This window comes from Vibrio sp. 10N.261.51.F12 (genome assembly GCF_041471725.1).
Classification (GTDB): domain Bacteria; phylum Pseudomonadota; class Gammaproteobacteria; order Enterobacterales; family Vibrionaceae; genus Vibrio.
Genome location: NZ_JBFROV010000017.1, coordinates 108,635 through 127,524 on the forward strand (window position 1 = coordinate 108,635; position 18,890 = coordinate 127,524).

General features: G+C 46.6%; 7 protein-coding genes. 6 read left to right on the forward strand and 1 reads right to left on the reverse strand.

The window, feature by feature from the left end:
• The first annotated feature begins 18 nt into the window (after positions 1-18).
• From AB4405_RS12565 to sstT, 6 genes are all read left to right on the forward strand, one after another.
• On the forward strand, positions 19-1,869 hold the full coding sequence (locus AB4405_RS12565) for an ABC transporter ATP-binding protein (RefSeq protein WP_372061091.1): 1,851 nt from the start codon (positions 19-21) through the stop codon (positions 1,867-1,869).
• A 219-nt stretch (positions 1,870-2,088) separates the two neighbouring features.
• On the forward strand, positions 2,089-2,511 hold the full coding sequence (locus AB4405_RS12570; protein WP_372061093.1) for a hypothetical protein: 423 nt from the start codon (positions 2,089-2,091) through the stop codon (positions 2,509-2,511).
• The gene (locus tag AB4405_RS12575) at positions 2,508-3,119 is read left to right on the forward strand and encodes an SCO family protein (RefSeq protein WP_372061094.1); all 612 of its coding nucleotides are present in this window, start codon (positions 2,508-2,510) and stop codon (positions 3,117-3,119) included. Before AB4405_RS12570 ends, AB4405_RS12575 begins: the two co-directional genes overlap by 4 nt.
• Positions 3,120-3,148: 29 nt before the next feature.
• Complete coding sequence (locus AB4405_RS12580) at positions 3,149-3,607, forward strand: copper chaperone PCu(A)C (protein WP_372061095.1); 459 nt, start codon at positions 3,149-3,151, stop codon at positions 3,605-3,607.
• A 390-nt stretch (positions 3,608-3,997) separates the two neighbouring features.
• A complete protein-coding gene (gene rsgA, locus AB4405_RS12585) occupies positions 3,998-5,056 on the forward strand; it encodes a ribosome small subunit-dependent GTPase A (RefSeq protein WP_372061096.1) in 1,059 nt (352 codons plus the stop codon).
• Between the two features lie 226 nt (positions 5,057-5,282).
• The gene (sstT, locus tag AB4405_RS12590) at positions 5,283-6,500 is read left to right on the forward strand and encodes a serine/threonine transporter SstT (RefSeq protein WP_102468133.1); all 1,218 of its coding nucleotides are present in this window, start codon (positions 5,283-5,285) and stop codon (positions 6,498-6,500) included.
• 90 nt (positions 6,501-6,590) lie between these two features.
• Here sstT and AB4405_RS12595 read toward each other — a convergent pair whose 3' ends face one another.
• On the reverse strand, positions 6,591-18,875 hold the full coding sequence (locus AB4405_RS12595) for a VCBS domain-containing protein (RefSeq protein ID WP_372061102.1): 12,285 nt from the start codon (positions 18,873-18,875) through the stop codon (positions 6,591-6,593).
• Positions 18,876-18,890: the final 15 nt, after the last annotated feature.

Genomic DNA, 18,890 nt, shown 5'->3' on the forward strand with positions numbered 1-18,890 from the left:
ACAACACCTAGGTGAAACATGTTTAAACGCTTTGAATCATTCACAAAAGCCTTCCCCGAACCGGATCCCAATCAACCGCCTGAGGGTATTATTGCTTTTTGCCGACACTTTACTCGTGGCTTTGAAAAACCATTAATTATTATGGCGCTGCTTAGTACCACCGTCGCCATTATTGAGGTGGCCTTATTTAGCTTCATGGGTAAATTGGTCGATTTGCTGACAGCCAGTACTCCCGAAACCTTTATGGCAGAAAATGGCTCTACTCTTTTCTGGGTTGGACTGGTGATTCTGCTTGTCATGCCTGCACTCATTTTGGTTTATTCGCTACTGACACACCAAACGCTGCTTGGCAATTACCCCATGTCTATTCGTTGGCAAATGCATCGCTATTTGCTCAAGCAAAGCCTGTCTTTTTACCAAGATGATTTTGCCGGTAGAGTCGCCACTAAAGTCATGCAAACCGCATTAGCCGTTCGCGAGACGGTAATGAAGACGGCTGACGTCTTCGTTTATGTCATGGTGTACTTCACCTCTATGCTGTTTATCTTGGCTCAAGCCGACCTTTGGCTCATGCTTCCAATGCTATTTTGGCTGTTCGCTTATATTGGTATTCAGCTTTACTTTGTCCCAAAACTTAAAAAAGTGGCGGCAGAACAAGCAGACTCTCGCTCTTTGATGACCGGCCGTATCGTAGACAGTTACACCAATATATCTACCGTCAAACTCTTCTCTCATAGTAGAAGAGAGACCGAATATGCTAAAGAAGGCATGGATGGATTCCTCGATACCGTACATCGACAAATGCGCTTAGTGACTGGGTTCGATGTTTGTGTGCAACTTGCCAACTACATCCTATTGTTCTCCATTGCGGGTATTTCTATTTATTTGTGGATGGACAGTGCCATCAGTATTGGTGCTATTGCGATTGCTATCAGTTTAGCTTTGCGTATCAATGGCATGTCGATGTGGATCATGTGGGAAGTCGGTGCACTATTTGAGAATATGGGCACCGTCGTTGACGGTATTAAAACCATGTCGAAACCAATTGCAATTCAAGATAAGCCTAACGCAAAGCCGATTGTGGTGGATAAAGGAGGCATCGAATTCGATGATGTCAGTTTCCATTACGGCGAAAATAAAGGCGTCATTAGCAACCTAAACCTTAATATCAAACCGGGTGAAAAAGTAGGATTGGTTGGTCGCTCCGGTGCAGGGAAGTCAACACTTGTGAACCTTCTGCTTCGTTTCCACGACGTCGAGGGCGGCCGAATTCGTATCGATGGTCAAACCATCTCTGACGTCACACAAGATTCGCTGCGCAGCAAGATTGGTATGGTGACGCAAGATACCTCGCTGTTGCACCGCTCTATCCGCGATAACATCATGTATGGCAGGCCAGATGCCTCAGAAGCGGATCTTTATGCCGCAACGAAGCAAGCCCATGCCGACGAATTTATCGACACCCTTACGGACCCATTTGGTAACACTGGCTATGACGCTCAAGTTGGCGAGCGTGGCGTTAAACTATCAGGGGGGCAACGCCAACGGGTAGCGATTTCTCGCGTACTATTAAAAAATGCACCGATACTCATTCTAGACGAGGCAACATCCGCTCTCGACTCCGAAGTAGAAGCAGCTATTCAAGAGAGCCTCAACGAATTGATGGAAGGTAAAACCGTGATTGCAATTGCTCACCGATTATCGACCATTGCAGCAATGGATCGCTTAATCGTATTGGACCAAGGGCAAGTACTAGAAGAAGGAACACATCAAGAGTTGATCGCTCAAAAAGGGGTATATGCGCAACTCTGGGCACATCAAACCGGCGGTTTTATTTATGACGAAGATAACGACGGCAACGTCGCATAATCTTTAGCATCAGACCACCAAGAGGTAAACGACCTATAGCTTTTAGTTATCCTCTCCTTTCTGTTTGCCATGTATGCTGGCTTTATACTATGAAGCCAGCAAAATACTATGGAGCCAGCAAATTTCGGTATAAAAGCCACACTATTAGGTAAACCGCACAGCGCCCTCTTGAGATTATGTTACGATGCGCTTACGTTTCCCTGCTGAGTTGATAACAATTTGAACAACAAAGTAAAGTTCTCGTTTGTCGCGCTGGCACTTGGTGCTGGCTTTGTGCTGCCAAATCTTCTCAATAAAGCTCAAGATAACCATGTTGATTTGACTGAGTATTGCATGCTATCGACCAAGATTTGCGAACAGGATGGCGTTAAGATTCAGCTCAGTAAAGACCGAGCCCATCCATTAATACCAGTCCAAGTTCAGGTGTTTTGGCCAGAAGCCGATGCGGAAAGCCTCATGATTTCCCTGCAAGGCAAAGAAATGGACATGGGCATGGCCAAGTACCAACTAGAAATGATTAAACCCGATGTTTACCAAGGTGAGATTGTGTTACCCGTCTGTACTGAAGACAGTATGACTTGGTATGGCACTATCGAAAATGGGGATAAATCGGTACAAGCCGCGGTTAGGATGACACGATGAATAAAAAATGGATTCTACTACTTATTGGCGCATTTTCCATTGGGCTAGGGGCTAATCTGTACTTGCAACAACACGACAAAGCACAGAAGCAAGACGACGCCCAACGCCTGCTTGCTGAAACCGACCATGCCATTTTGTTTGGCGAAGATGAGCAGCCCGTGGCCATTTTCGACCAACAAGATCCGCGAACTCGAATCGTTTACTTTGGCTTTACTCGCTGCCCAGATGTCTGTCCGACGTCGCTTGCTATGCTTGCTGGTGCTCTCAACCAAATTGATGACACTGCTAAAGCCAATATTCGTCCGTTATTTATCTCGCTAGACCCGGAACGCGACGCGGCTTCTGCGTCTGCTGAATACGCGCACTATTTTCATCCGATGATTGAAGGCTTATCTGCGCCACTTGATACGACCAAACCACTTGCTCATCGATATGGTGTGATATTTCGAAAAACCGAACTGGAGGGCTCCAAGCTCGACTACACGCTCGATCACAGTTCGTATTTCTACTTTCTAAAACCAGATGGCACCCTGATTGAAAAGGTGCCGCACACTCTTACTCCTGCTCCTATTATTGAGGCGATTAAAAGGCTGAATAATCAGGGATAGATAACACAACAAAAAGAATCGGAATCAACATGAAGCTCAACAAAACACTATTCGCTCTCATTGCTCTTGCACCCTTGTCTTTTGCCAATGCCGCCATTGATGTCACAGACGCTTACGCACGCGCGACCGCACCAAATGCGACCACCAGTGCCGTTTTTGCAACTATTGAAAACACCAGTGACACAGTACGAACGTTAGTGAAAGCCAATTCACAAGCATCAGAGGTAGTTGAGCTTCATGATGTAGTGATGGACGGTGAAGTTATGCAAATGCGTCAGGTTAAAAGCATTGAAATTCCCGCAGACGGGCACGTGATGTTAAAACCAGGTGGCCTGCATATCATGCTGCTAAATATAAACGAGCCATTGAAAGAAACCCAAACCATTGATGTAGAACTCACCTTTGCAAACGGTGAAGTGCAAGTTGTCACGGTTCCAGTGAAGAAAGTCATGGCGGGTATGAGTAGAATGAAGCATGCGCATCATTGATTCTAACGAGTAACATAGTCACACGTATAAAATTAAAAAGCGCATACTTAGATGCGCTTTTTAATTTCCATCACTGCACGCTGTACCTTCTCCATCGATACCGCATCAATGCTACATCAAGATTTTGAGCATGAACGCTCTTGAGGATGATGTTAGAATCACCAAAACGACCCAAAAAGGAGAACAAAATGATTGTATTACACCGCCACCCGGCAACTCTGGCAGCAATGACGCTTTAAGTGGCAACGACAGTTGCACCTTTTTGTTTGTAGCCTTCTCTGTTTGCCCGGTGTTTAACATCCGGGGTTTATGTGCTGAACGCACACACTTACACATGTAAGTACCTGACCCTATTTAAATTTTAAAAATGTAATATTTTAGGTACTAGCAATGAATTCTATTTTTACCCACCCTATTTCTCTTAATGAACTTGGTTGGAAGTCCTTTTTTCAACAGCAGCTTACCCTTGATGAATACGAAGGTATTGTGATTGGGCGCGTGATCGCGCACCACCGTAGTGGTTACATCGTCTGTACCGAAGACGAAGAATTCCACATGGAACATCACTCACAACACCCAACGATGACGGTTGGTGACTGGATTTTACTTCATGAAGATCAACGTTTTCTTCGCGCATTAGAGCGAAAATCGTTATTCAGCCGCAAAGCACCAGGGTCAAAGATTGAAGAACAGTATATCGCGGCCAATGTAGATACCGTGTTTATTGTCTGCTCTCTAAACGATGATTTTAATCTAAGCCGAATTGAACGCTATCTGACGTTAGTCAACGAATCGCAAGCAGAAGCCGTTATCGTGCTAACAAAGGCCGATATTTGCGACGATGCCAACGAAAAACGCCAGCAGGTCCAAGCTTTAGATGCATTTCTGATGATCGAAATGGTGAATGCACTCGATAGCGCTACCTTAAACGGATTAAAATCTTGGTGTGGAAACGGCCAAACGGTTGCCTTTATGGGCTCTTCAGGCGTGGGTAAGTCTACACTCGTTAATAGTTTAATGGCGACTCAAGCTCAAGCGACCGGCGGCATTCGCGAAGATGATAGCAAAGGACGCCATACCACAACGTCTCGTTCAATTCACAAAATGATGGACGGCGGGTTGCTTCTCGACACTCCAGGGATGAGAGAGATTCAACTCACCGCAAGTGAAGACGGGCTAGCCGAAACCTTTAGCGACGTTGAAGCGCTGATCACTCAGTGTCGGTTCAGTGATTGCCAGCATAACAGCGAGCCTGGATGTGCTGTTCGACAGGCATTGGAAGCTGGGACTATCGAGACAAGACGATTAGATAACTATTACAAACTGCTTCGCGAGCAAGCGCATAATAGCGCTTCGCTAGCAGAGAGACGCAGCACCGATAAACAATTTGGCAAGTTCATCCGCTCCGTTCAAACTGAAAGTCGAGGTCGAAAAAAGGTTATTGATTAGCAATTAGCCTTCGAATAAACCCCCTTTCACTTCTAAAAGACTCTATTTACTAGGGTCTTTTTTTATATTCTTATTTGCAACCAATTTGCAACATTAAAACCTACACAGTAAAACATATCGCACTATTTTACACCACAAACAAATTAGAACTGGACACATATATTCGCAACGATAATATAACAAGCGCAAACACACATTCATATAAAACAACTATAAAGGTAAAAAAATGCAGAACTCTAGCTTGTTGGCCCGTTATGCCAATGGCAATCTGGTTCTCCAGATCCTCGCGGGTATCGTTTTTGGTGTCATCCTAGCGGTTGCTTCTCCAGCAACTGCGCAAAGTTTTGGCATGTTGGGTGGCTTATTTGTGGGAGCGTTAAAAGCCGTTGCTCCCATTTTAGTCTTCATTCTTGTGGCCGCTTCCATTGCCAACCAAAAGAAAAATCAAACCACACACATGCGTCCAATTGTGGTGTTATATCTCATTGGCACGTTCACCGCAGCGTTAACTGCCGTGTTATTAAGCTTTCTTTTCCCTGTTGAGCTAACGCTCGTTGCAGGTGCTGAAGGAGCAACACCGCCTCAAGGCATTGCTGAAGTACTTCACACACTGTTATTTAAGCTTGTTGATAACCCAGTCAGCGCACTCATGAATGCGAACTACATCGGTATCCTCGCTTGGGCTGTCGGATTAGGTATTGCATTACATCATGCTTCAGATACAACGAAAGCCGTTTTCGAAGATCTGAGCCACGGCGTATCTCAAATTGTTCGCTTTATTATTCGTCTAGCACCTTTTGGTATATTTGGTCTTGTTGCTGCTACGTTCGCAACAACAGGCTTCTCAGCATTGGCTGGCTACGCGAAACTACTGTTCGTTCTGCTGTCTTCAATGGCCATCATTGCGCTTATCGTGAACCCAATCATTGTTTACGTGAAAACAAAACAAAACCCATACCCACTGGTTTTTCAATGCCTACGTGAAAGTGGCGTCACTGCGTTCTTTACTCGCTCAAGCGCCGCTAACATTCCAGTTAACATGGCGTTATGTGAAAAACTAAAGTTGGACGAAGATACATACTCTGTTTCTATTCCACTAGGCGCGACGATCAACATGGCGGGTGCGGCAATTACGATTACTGTACTTACGTTAGCTGCGGTGCATACGATGGGCATTGAGGTTGATCTATTGACAGCCGTGCTACTCAGTGTGGTTGCTGCCGTTTCTGCATGTGGTGCATCAGGCGTTGCTGGTGGTTCGTTGCTACTGATTCCACTGGCTTGTGGCCTATTCGGTATCTCAAACGACGTAGCAATGCAGGTCGTTGCGGTTGGCTTTATCATTGGTGTGATTCAAGATTCTGCTGAGACAGCGCTGAACAGCTCAACTGATGTTGTGTTTACGGCTGCGGTTTGTAAAGCAGAACAGCAAAAATTAGGTTGATTGTTCAATCACATAAAATAGTTAAAATACAATAAAAAAGGCGGTACATCATTTGATGTACCGCCTTTTTTCATACTGCTCATTCAGGCGTTATAAATCGACCTTAATGATATTGAGTGTGTCTAACTGGTTAATGAGATCGGTTTGATGACTCGCTTGATTATTGATGACGTTAGCATCAGAAATACCCAAGTCGCTCCACCCTACCCCTTCTAGTGTAATGTCCGTTTGTTCATTCCCTTTTGTCACACTAATGACGGTGCTGGTTGCATCACTGTCATTGTTAATATCATCATTGACGGTTACGGTAATATTCCCTAGCAAATCACCTAGGCTGTTGTGGGCCGGTAACAAGTCCGAGATATCCAACAGATCATCACCAATGTGGAAATCCGTCACGGTTGTCGTCGCAGGACTTTGATCAGTGCCCGCCGAATCTTCGGTAAACAAGAACAGATCATGCCCGTCTCCCCCCGTTAAGATGTCGTTTCCGCCGCCACCAAAGATAATATCACTACCGGCGGTGCCGACTAAGCTGTCGTCTGAAGCATCTCCAGCTTGAACTTGTGAACTGCCGCTTTCACTCGGCAGTAACAACTGGCCAGTCTCGTGAAGTGCAACAATTAACTCAGCATTGGACAGCGCATCGATATCACTGCGGTCCATATCAAGCAGACCTTCTAACGTGACGCCCTCGAGGGTGATTGTTTGCACACCATTAATCGTCAGTACTGTATTGCCTGAGTCTTCCGTCACCAACAGTTGTTCATCAAGGCGAGACGCATCTGAGAACTGGACATTTTTCAAGTCAACACTATCAAAGTTCGATGCTGCCACAGGACCTGTGTGCTTGGTATCAAAATCTTTGATAATGTCTGCGCCACCTAAAGTCGCACTTTCCCAAACAAAGCTATCGCGAGCATTAGCGTCTGCAGTGATATCGCCACTAGATGTGTAATCATTGCCAAATAGCCATTCATCATCACTGGTCGCGGCAAGCAAATCACTCATATCACTTTCACCGCTCACGACATTATTACCAGCAACCGCAATATTAATCGTTTGAGTACCAGTGACCACTAGCTGACCAGCGTCATTTTGTTGCAGAACTTCAACCGTAAAACTATCGGTTTCTGTCTCACCAAATGCTGGCAAGGCTTTGTCGGTTAGCAGAACATATATCCATGCTCCTGTTGCTGCGTTAAACGATAATCGACCGTAGCTGCCCGTTCGCTCAAATGCATCACCACTTTGTGGAAGCGTTGGATTTTGCAAGCGCATCGTTGTCGCGGGTCCATCTATATCATTCGCAGTAACCGTTCCATCAACCTCTTCAAGCGTTCCTTCCTGAACATCACCGACAAAGTCGCCTGTGATATCAACGTCATCATCGTGACCTTGAATATTAATGTTTACTGTTTCAGTTAATGAGTTTGTTCCGTCGGTCAATGTGATCTCAAAGGACTCAACCGCACCGGCATCAACAAGCGATTGACTCAGCACAGGATCCAAGGTGTATGTCCAGGCTCCTGCCGCCGAGATACTGAATGTGCCGTATTGCGGCGTACCCGATGTTAGCTGGTAGCTCACGGTTTCAGATTCGCTGTCTGTTGCCGATAGTTGGCCTGTCGCGACGGATGCCGAGCTATTATCTTCCTCTACACTGCCCGCACGATCTGAGAGAGTTGACGTGATAATAGGCGCATCATTTTCACCCGTTAACGTGATGTTCACATCTTCTATTGTTGAATTACCATCACTGTCCGTCAACGTCACTGCAAAAGTTTCCGTGATATTACCCGTGTTCAGCGCCTGGCTATCATCTGCACTCAAGTTATAAGTCCAAACACCCGCACTTGTGATTGCAAATGTGCCATATTGAGATTGCTGAGCAGGGTCAAAGCTGTAGGTGATCGTCTCTAATTCCGCATCCGTTGAGGTCAACGTTCCGGTCACAGACAGTGGGCTCCCATCTTCAACGACAGCCCCTTCATCTTGACCCATTGGAGTGGTCACTACAGGCGTATCGTTAAAGCCATCAATCATTACTGTGATTGGTTGTGAGACGGTATCACCTTGCAACGTTGAGCCTTGAATACTTTCAACAAAGACATCAAAGTTCTCTTGAACAACCACATCACCGAGTAGCGCGGCTTGATCTGGGTCGAGTGTGTATTCCCAGCGAACATCGTTAGCGTCTGCACCAGAGATTAACTCTAGCGTACCGTATGCACCAACCAGCGTGGTGGTGGTTCCTGTCGAAGATAAACTAACACGGTGAGTATCATTAGCATCCGCATCGGAGAACATCACATTGCCAGCAACAAACCCAGCACCTTCACTGCTGTTCTCATAGGCGGTTCCAGTAACGGTTGAGTTAAGGACATCAACGACTGGGCCATCATTAGACCCTTGGATAGAAACATTCACCGTTTCTGTCGTGGTATTGGTGCCATCAGTCAGGGTGACAACGAACGACTCAACAGCCCCTGTATCATCGAGACCCTGACTTAAGTCTGGGTCCAGAGTATACGTCCAACCACCAGATGCATTGATACTAAACACCCCATACTGAGCGCTGCCAGAAGTATGCTGGTAGGTAATGGTTTCTGATTCACTATCCGTAGCAGAAAGCTGACCGGTTGCGACGGAGGCAAGTCCATTGTCTTCTTCCACAGAGCCCATTCGATCGGCATCGGTAGAAGTAATGATTGGCGTATCATTGTTCCCTGTTAGCGTGATTGTGATGTCTTCTGTTGTCGAATTTCCATCACTGTCAGTCAACGTCACACTAAAGGTTTCTGTGACGTTACCGGCATTCAGTGCTTGGCTATCCTCGGTGTCCAATGTATATGTCCATACACCGGCGCTGGTCACCTCAAATGAACCATATTGCGACTGTTGCGCGGTATCAAATGAGTAAGTGACCATTTCAGACTCAGCATCCGTTGACGTTAGTGTCCCGGTTGCAGTGAGTGGGCCACTGTCTTCGACTACACTTCCTAGCACTTCGCTATCTGGCGTTGTCACAACCGGAGTGTCATTGAAACCATCGACCGTCACGACAATTGGTTGTGAAACAAAATCACCTTGAAGCTGACCATCATGAATGCTCTCGACAAACACGGTAAAGTTTTCTTGGACACTAACATCACCTAACGCCGCGGCTTTCGTGGCATCCAATTGATATTCCCAACGCACATCTTTAGCGTTATCACCAGCCACCAAGACCAATGTACCGTAAGTGCCATCAATGGAGGTCGTGGTGCCTGATTCGGTTAAGCTCACTCGGTGCGTATCGGTCGTATCTAAATCAGAGAAATTCACATTGCCAGCAACAAAATCATTGCCTTCTGTGGCGTTCTCAAATGCAGTGCCTGTGGTGGTAGAATTTCCTGACTCAATGACCGGAGCATCGTTAGTACCCGTTATTGTCACCGTCACCGTCGAAGGCGTGCCATCTTCAGAGGCCACATTAAAGACCTCCGTGGCTTCCTCTCCTTGCGCCAACTGGTTCATTGCCGTCGTGGTCGTGTAGCTCCACGTACCATCAGTACCCAGGTTGAATACTCCGTAACTACCATTCACATCAGCTTGCGGAATAAAAATATCATCCGTATTGTCGACATCGGTTGCACTGAGCTGACCGCCCGTAGAGAGCACTGCATCTGATTCCACAATGGTGACGTCACCGACGTCGACCATAGCGGCATCATTACTGCCTTCAACGGTTACGTTGATAGTTTGTGTGATAGTGTCACCTTGACCGACACCGTTCACCAAACTTTCCACATACACATCAAATACTTCTGTTTGTGGGCCTTCATTAAGCGCATCGGCTTTCGCTTGATCGACCACATACTCCCATTTAACGCTATCTGGCGTATCTCCACTCACCAGTTTTAATGTTCCATATAGGCCATCAATTTCGGTGACGACACTATCACTCGCTAAGCTATAGCTGTGCGTGTCACTCGCGTCAATGTCTTCAATAGTGATCACACCACCAACGACATCGACTTCAGAGCCCGTCGGATCCTCAGAGACAGTCCCAACAACATTGGTTTCTCCCACCACAATGGTCGGTGCATCGTTGGTCCCCGTCACTTGGAACTCAATCACTTTCTCAGAGGACAAACCAAATTCATCGGTCACTTTTACGGTGTACTGAAGCGGTGTGTCCAGCGTTTCGCCGTTCGAAAGTTCTTCAAATGGGTCGACTAACTCAAACGCCCACGCACCTGTTGACGCATTCACGGTCAGCGTACCTCTGTCGTCTCCATCGACCACTTCCCAGGTTTGGTCATCAGAATCTGTCGCTCCCTGGTCTTCGGCACGACTGCCATCGGCACCGTCAGCGTTATTATCGAGATCGCCACTATCAAACTGACCTGTTAGCGTAGTGGTCACATTTTCAGTTAATTGTTGGACATCAACATCTTTAATTGCTGGTGCATCATTGGTACCCACAATCGTGATCACAATGTCTTTCGTTTCACTGGTTAGCCCGCTACCACCCAAATCTGTGGTCGTCACAGAAATAGTCGTTTGCATCGTTTCGCCTTTCGGCAAATTGTTGACCACTTCACTGTCACTATCGATAGTAAATTCCCAGTTACCCGCGTTATCAATAGTGAACGTACCAAGAGAGCTATCTTCTTCTACAAACGCAAAAGTATGGCTATCGCCGATATCAGGGTCAGACACTACCAACTGTCCGGTGACCGAATCATTAGGAGAATCAACAACCGTACCGATGACCTTGCCTTCTAGTGACGGTTGGTCGTTCGTTCCAACAACCTCGATTTCTACGCTTGTTATCACTTCAGCGCCATACTCATCCGTTGCACGAATAACGAATGTTTCCGTGACTTTAACCCCTTCAGCAAGGGCATTAACGTGTGGCTGATCGTAAAGCTGGTAGCTCCACGTTGCAGTAGCTGGGTCAACAACAAATTGCCCATATGTCCCATTCAAGTCAGCCGCCTGTAGAGTGACATTATCACCTAACGCGCCTGCATTATCGGCATCGCTCAAAGTAATATCACGGACAATACTTGGGGTTTGGTCGACATCACCGGTTAACGGTTCTGATATCGAGTTATCAACCGCTGACGTTGTCGTTGTGATTTCTGGAAGTTCATTCGTTCCGACAAGATTTAGGTTGAGCGTCTGTGTCGCGGTCGCGCCCGCGCCATCAGAGACAATGACCGTCCACTGTTGAGAGAGCTGTTCACCTTCATTCAACGCCACGATATCAGGGTGCGGCTCATCCCCATTAGGACCATATGTCGTCGTGAGCTCAAAATGGTAAGTACCATCACTATTAACGACCAACGAACCATAATCAGGATTTGCCGTAACGGGTTGTAAATCAGCCCAGCTATGTGAATCGCCATCATCAATATCGTTGACTGTTAACTGGCCATCAAGTACCGGCGACGTGCCACCGGTATCCGTATCGACAATCAAACTTTCTACAAACGATGACGCCACTGGCGCATCATTTAAGCCCGTCACATCGACAATAATCTGCAAGGTTTGCGGCACGCCGTTATCGTCCACGACCGTTTTACCATATTGGTCTATCGCGTAGACTTCGAAGGTATCACTCACTACCTCGCCTTCTCGCAAGCTCTGAACCGCATTGCTATCGTTATCTAACGTAAAGGTCCAGTCACCGGTGGTCTCATCAACTACCATAGAACCATATGGGCTTGAGCCATCAATGAGAGTCCAGGTAATCGTATCACCAAGTGCAATATCTACATCGTTATTGTCTGAATCAACGATATCATCAACCAATAAGGTGCCAGTTGAAACCACAGTATCCGGCTGAGAGTCAGCAACATTATCGTCTTCAGTCGCGCTCACACGAGCAACGATAAGTGGTACATCTTGATCGATTGGGTTATCTACATTTTGAGCGGTACCGACAATTCGGATTTTAATATCATGAGTGTCGACGGTTGTTGCTAATGCCTCACCCGATGCGATATCTGAATCCGTAACAGAAACTCTAAATGTCTCTTCCAATTCCGTGCCGACAGGAATGGCGACCCCAGGGTTAAGTTGGTAGGTCCATTCTCCCGTGATTGGATCTATAACAAGCTGCCCATAATCTCCTGTTGCAGTTGAACCACCGGTCAAAGTATCAGTATCAAATACTCTCCAAGTAAATTGTTCATCATTGTCTGGGTCTTCAACACTCAATCGACCAGAGGTGCTCGTGACCGTTTGTTCAATCACTTCACCAATCACTGTATCATCAACAAGTTCCGTGTCACCAACATAGATCTCAGGTTTATCCGCTGAACCATGAATCGTTACGTCAACTCGATGAGTCATACCATCGTCTGTTGTGAATCGCCAAACTTCAGTGACGACGTCGCCTTCTTCCAGCCCTTGAACTATGTCTGAATCATTATCAAGTACATATCGCCACTTCGTTGGATCGTCTGAGTCAACCACTAAGGTACCCATAAAGCCACCCACCGTAGGCGCTATCGAACTTTCAACGATATTTGAGCTATTTTCGGTAATACCCTCGTCAATTTTATCGATTGGTTGATCAGCTGTTCCGTCTTCTTTAACCTCTGCCACAATCGTGAAATCGGCACTTCCACCGCCGCTACCGCCATTTTCGTCTTGCCCGAAGACATTAATGGTAATAGTGAGTTCTTCTGAGATACCAGGAACATTCGTATCTGAATCAGTCACATTATCGGTGACTACAACCTTAAATGTTTCTGTTACTGGGTTTTCTGGATCATAAACCAGATTTTGAACCGTTGGGCTTTCATTATCCAACGTGTAGACCCATTTACCATTGTTATCCAGACTTAACGTACCGTAAGTACCTTCACCTGTGGCATTTGTATCGCCGTTAGTTCCCCCGACAAGACTCCAGTTTCGTGAAGGACTGTTATTATCAATATCCGAGGCAAAAAGCTGCCCTTCCGCTCGCGTCAAATCACTACCAAATATATCTTCGGTACCATCTTCGATTACAGTACCTTCATTCTCACCATCAATTGTTGGGCGATCATTGTTGCCCGTTAAATCAATCACAAGTTCTTCTGTGATGGTTGCTCCGTTGTCATCTCGAGCGAGAACAACAAATTTGTCTTCTTGCACCTCGCCCTCAGCCAGTGGTTGAAGCAACGCATCATCTGGTGTGTAACTCCATTTCCCATCAACATCAACAACCAATGTACCGAAGGCGCCTGTATATGACCTTGCTAAGAACTCTGGCGTATCATCATCGCTCGCGTCTCCAGCAACACCGGTATCGAGATCAGTGATGACCATCTGTCCTTCAACAACGCCGCCGTCGTCTTCCGTATAAGCGCCCTCTAAGCCTCCAGTCACTTCTGGAATATCATTGTCTGCGGTAATATTGATAGTAACCGTATCGGTTGCTGTTCCACCAAACCCATCAGTGACCTTAACTTCAAAGGTGTCAGTAAATTTCTGATTAAATTCTGGATTCAACGCTTGGATTTCATCGTACTTCGTTGGGTCCACTTGGTAAGTCCACGAACCATCTTCGTTTAGCACCAATACCCCGTAATCCCCTAGTCCATTATTAGCATCAACCAATGTCCACATATGCGTGTCATCCGTTGTGTCAACATCGCCATCGGTGAGCTGGCCTGATGTTTGATAAACACCATTTTCTAGATTGTCTTCTGCGAAGTTTTTGTTCAGGCCACCAATCACCGGTGCATCATTAGCACCAATAATGTCAATATTAAGTACTTCCGTGGACGTCATCCCAAACTCATCCGTCACACGGAGCTCAACAGTATCACCACTAGGTAACGACTCGCCTTCTGCCAAAGCGTTGACTACATTGTAAGCATCGCGCTTACTAGGGTCTGCGCTGACATCGGCAAGGGTGTATAAGGTATAGGTCCATGTGCCATCATCATTCACCGTAAAGCTACCATATTGTCCATCACGGACGACATTCCAAGTGGCATCATCACCACGGTCCAAATCACCGGTTCCGATATCTCCGTTAGCGAGTTCATCAGCGGTTGGCGTTCCCTTAACAAATCGACCTTCAAGCGCATCACCATCTTCGACTACGCTGTACATATTCGAAGCAGAGATGGCTGGGTCATTATTGGTACCCGCAACCGAAACATTCACTATTACTTCGCTGGTTAACCCTCCAGCATCCGTCACCGTTACCGTAAACGAATCAGTAACTGTCTCGCCCGGTGGAATCGCTTTTGTCGCATCAAGCGCGTTGTTAAGTACATAAGTCCAAACCCCATTAGCATCGACGGTCAAAGAACCAAACTCGCCTTGGCTAGGATCAGTTTCATCAACGTTAACCGAGTCCACGCTAAAAGAATGAGTATCCGTTGCATCTTTATCAGAGACGGCGAGTGCGCCTGTAGCGGTTACCTCTGTATCAGGGTCTTTACCAACAGGCTCAATCACGCTACCCGCTACCTCTCCGCTGAGGATAGGGGCATCATTGGAGCCCTCAATTATCACCTTAATCTCTTGAGTATCAATCTGGTCTGAATTTATATTGCGATTTCGCGAGTCATCGATAACCTTAACAACAAAAGTTTCAGTTAAAGTCTCCGTGCTATCTCGAAGTGCTTGAACCGCGGGGTTGTTATTGTTTAGCGTGTAGGTCCACGTTGCTTCCCCTGTGATTGGATCTGACGTAATAACGATAGTTCCGTAGTCACCAGTATTTGTGTCAATTGACCAAGTGTGTTTATCGTTTGTATCCACATCTCCCGGTTGCAATGTACCAGAAGTGACAATATCAGCCGACGTATCACCATTCGGGAAAGCATCTTCCGTTACCGTGCCTTCAACTGTCCCCTCAATTTGCGGTTGATCATTGGTACCCGTCACACGAACTTGTAGTACTTGAGTATCGGTCGCGCCGTATTTGTCTGTCACTTGAATGGTGAAGGTTTCAAAATCAGGCTGACCACGCTCTAATGCTTGAGTGCTGTCTTTTTGGTCATCGGTAACTTGCAAATCATAACGCCAGAAAATACGACCATTACTCGGGTTCTCGACTAATGACATATTGCCGTAAACACCAACGGCGACGCCATTTTCGATCGCTAGTGGATTACCATTGGCATCCAATATAGTCCAAGTGTGGTCTTCATTTTCATCTGGGTCTTGGTCGAACAGTCGCCCTTGCTTAAATTGGTTTCCCGTATCTTCATTAATGCGAATTTGGTTTACATTACGAATATCTGGGGCATCGTTATTACCTTGGACATTAACGTTAACGATATAGCTATCTGTGCCACCAAACCCGTCGTCCACAGTAATAGTAAATGGGTCTTCAGCATAAATGACCCCTTCTTCCATAAAGTTGGCTTTATCCTGGTCTAGAGTATACGTCCACTCGCCGTCATCGTTGACTGTCAGCGAACCATAACGCCCGTCACTCTCAACAACATTCCATTCATGAGTATCTTTAATATCATCATCGGCCACCTCAAGGTTGCCTTTAGCAACACTCAGTGCACCACCGTCTTCAATCACTACCCCAGAATTATCACCAGAGATGGAAGGAGCATCATTTGTCCCTTCGATTTCAATCGTGACGGTTTCAAAACCAAAGCCTCCATTTCCATCCGACACTCGAACCTGGAAGTATTCGTACGTTTTTTCACCCGCTTGTAAATGGTTCGCAGCACTGTTGACCAAAGAATACGTCCATACCCCTGAACTAGAATCAAGAGATAGACTTCCGTAGGTACCATCTGCCACGCCGACAACGTCAGATCCGCTAATAATGCCCCAAGAGTGGGTATCATTCGTATCAATATCACTAGGTGCGAGCTGACCTGTTGCGGTAGGAATTGGATCAGAATCTTCAACCACACTGCCTTGTTTTACGCTAGTACTCGCTACCGTAGGAATATCATTGGTTCCATAAATCGTGATGACAATCTCTTCTGTTGCAGTCCCATCGGTTGAGACCACTTGGAAACGCTCTGTTCTCGTTTCACCCACACCTAAGGCTTGGACTGTCGCGTTGTCTTTATCGACAACATAAGTCCAGTTACCATCCGAAGTAATGGTGACACTTCCTAGTGGTAGACCGTCATTTACATCCGATACCTTCGTCACCGTGGTCGAGAAAATATTCTCACCCGTATCCACGTCGCTCACTTGCAGATTGCCTGTTTCTTGAAGGTTGCTTCCCACGAGAGTCACATCTTCCGTTACCGAGCCTGTTTCAGTTCCTGATATTGATGCACCATCATTCGTACCGTTGACGACCACTTCCACAATTTGCGAAGTCGTCCCATCGATCGAATACACACGGAAGCGCTCGGTAAAGCTGTCCCCCGCTCCTAGTTCCTGAACACTTGTCAGGCTGTTATCGATCGTGTAAGTCCAAGTACCAGATGAGGTAATAGTGACCGCCCCTAGAGAGGTAACGCCGTCACTATTCGTTAGTCGATCAACGCGAGTGGTATCAAATTTGTCTTCTGCAGTATCAGCATCACTAATGGTAAGAGCACCAACATGAGACAAAGTTGGTGTTGAATCTTCTTCTTTAACACTACCTTGGGTGTAATCGGTGATAACGGTATTATCTTCAGCGCCATTAATCTGAACTTCGATCTCCATTGTTGTGCCATCAACACTCTGAACCGTAAAGGTCTCGGTCAGAGAGTCACCAACATCTAGTGACTGAATCGCCGCTTGTTGATTGTCGACCAAATATGTCCAACTGCCATCCACTGCAATCGAAAGCACTCCTCCTAGCGAATTACCTGCGTTCGCGGTACCCACTCCAGCTTGGAAGGTATTCTCTCCCGCGTCTGGGTCGTCGATAACAAGATGGCCTTCCACTTTAATATCGTCGCCAACTAAGCCCTGATCTTCGGTGCCTTCTGCAAATGTGCCGCTAACAATCGTCGGTGTATCGTTTGTTCCTTCAATGGTAATCGTGACGGTATGTTCTGTGCCATCTTTAGACAGCACAGTAAAGGTTTCTGTTGCCTTATCACCTTCGCCTAGGTATTCAACATAAGCATTGGCGATAGAATAATCCCACTCACCCAATGCATTGATTGTCAGCGTACCTAGCGCTTCTGTTGTTGCACCGTCAAGCTCACTCACGGACGTAATTGAGCTTGGATCCGTTTGGAAGACTTGCTCATCGCTGCCATCGGTATCTTGCAACTGGAGAACGCCATTGTCTGTCAACTCAACTATTGCGTCGTTTTCTTTAACGTCACCCACCGCTTGGCTTGGATCACTGATAAGAACAGAGGCATCATTTACGCCCACAATATCAACGACGATAGTATGCTCTGTACCATCAAGTGTTTTGACGGTAAAGGTTTGGGTCGCTCTTTCGTCTAATGCCAACCCTTGAACGTTGTCACTGGTATTAGGGATGAGATAGGACCAATTACCAGCAGCGTCAATTGTTAACGAGCCATCTGTAAAGTTACCGACTAGTGGGGTAACCGACGTAGGATCGAATGCCCCTTCATCTACATCGGCATCACTTATCGTGGCTTGGCTATTAAAGAACAAATTGCCAGCACCATCGATTTGCGTCTGCTTGTCCTCAGTTGCTTCACCGTATGACGTCCCCCCTATAACAGGCTCATCATCGGTGCCAGTAATGGTGATCACGATATCGTGAGTTGTCCCGTCTTCACTTGCTACGCGGAATGTTTCCGTCCTTGTCTCACCAGCTGACAGCCCTTGCACAGATGGGTCCGCATTATCGACTTTATAAGTCCATGCTCCGCTTGGCTCAATGATGATTTCACCCACAGGTGTAAATCCATCACTATCATTAATCGGCGAGGCCAAACCTGAGACAAACTTTGCTTCATCTTGATCGGTATCGCTAATGCTTAAGAAACCTTTATCGATCAGCTTGCCTGCATCAACAGCGGTATCTTCAATGACAGCGCCGGTATCTAGTCCGCCAATTACAGGTGCATCGTTGGTACCTTGAATGGTGACTTCGATGACTTCTGTCTTCGTGCCATCAATCGAGGTGACTTCAAAGCGCTCTATTCGAGTCTCACCGTCACCCAACTCTTGAACCCCTTCAAGGCTGTTCACGACTCGGTAAGACCAAGTGCCATCGGCTTGAATGGTTAACTCACCTAGCGGTAGTTGACCATCGGCATTCGCAACCTTAGTCACCGCTGTACTGAAGACATTCTCACCCGCATCCAAATCGGCGATATCAAGTTTGCCATCACCCAGCAGCTCACCCGCGACAGCGCCTGTGTCTTCTTTTACAACATCTGTCGTGGCACCGCTAATAAACGTTTCATCTTCCGCGCCGTTCACCGTCACGCTAATCGTGTGCTCGGTACCGTCCGCCGAGGTGACAATAAAGGACTCAACTAG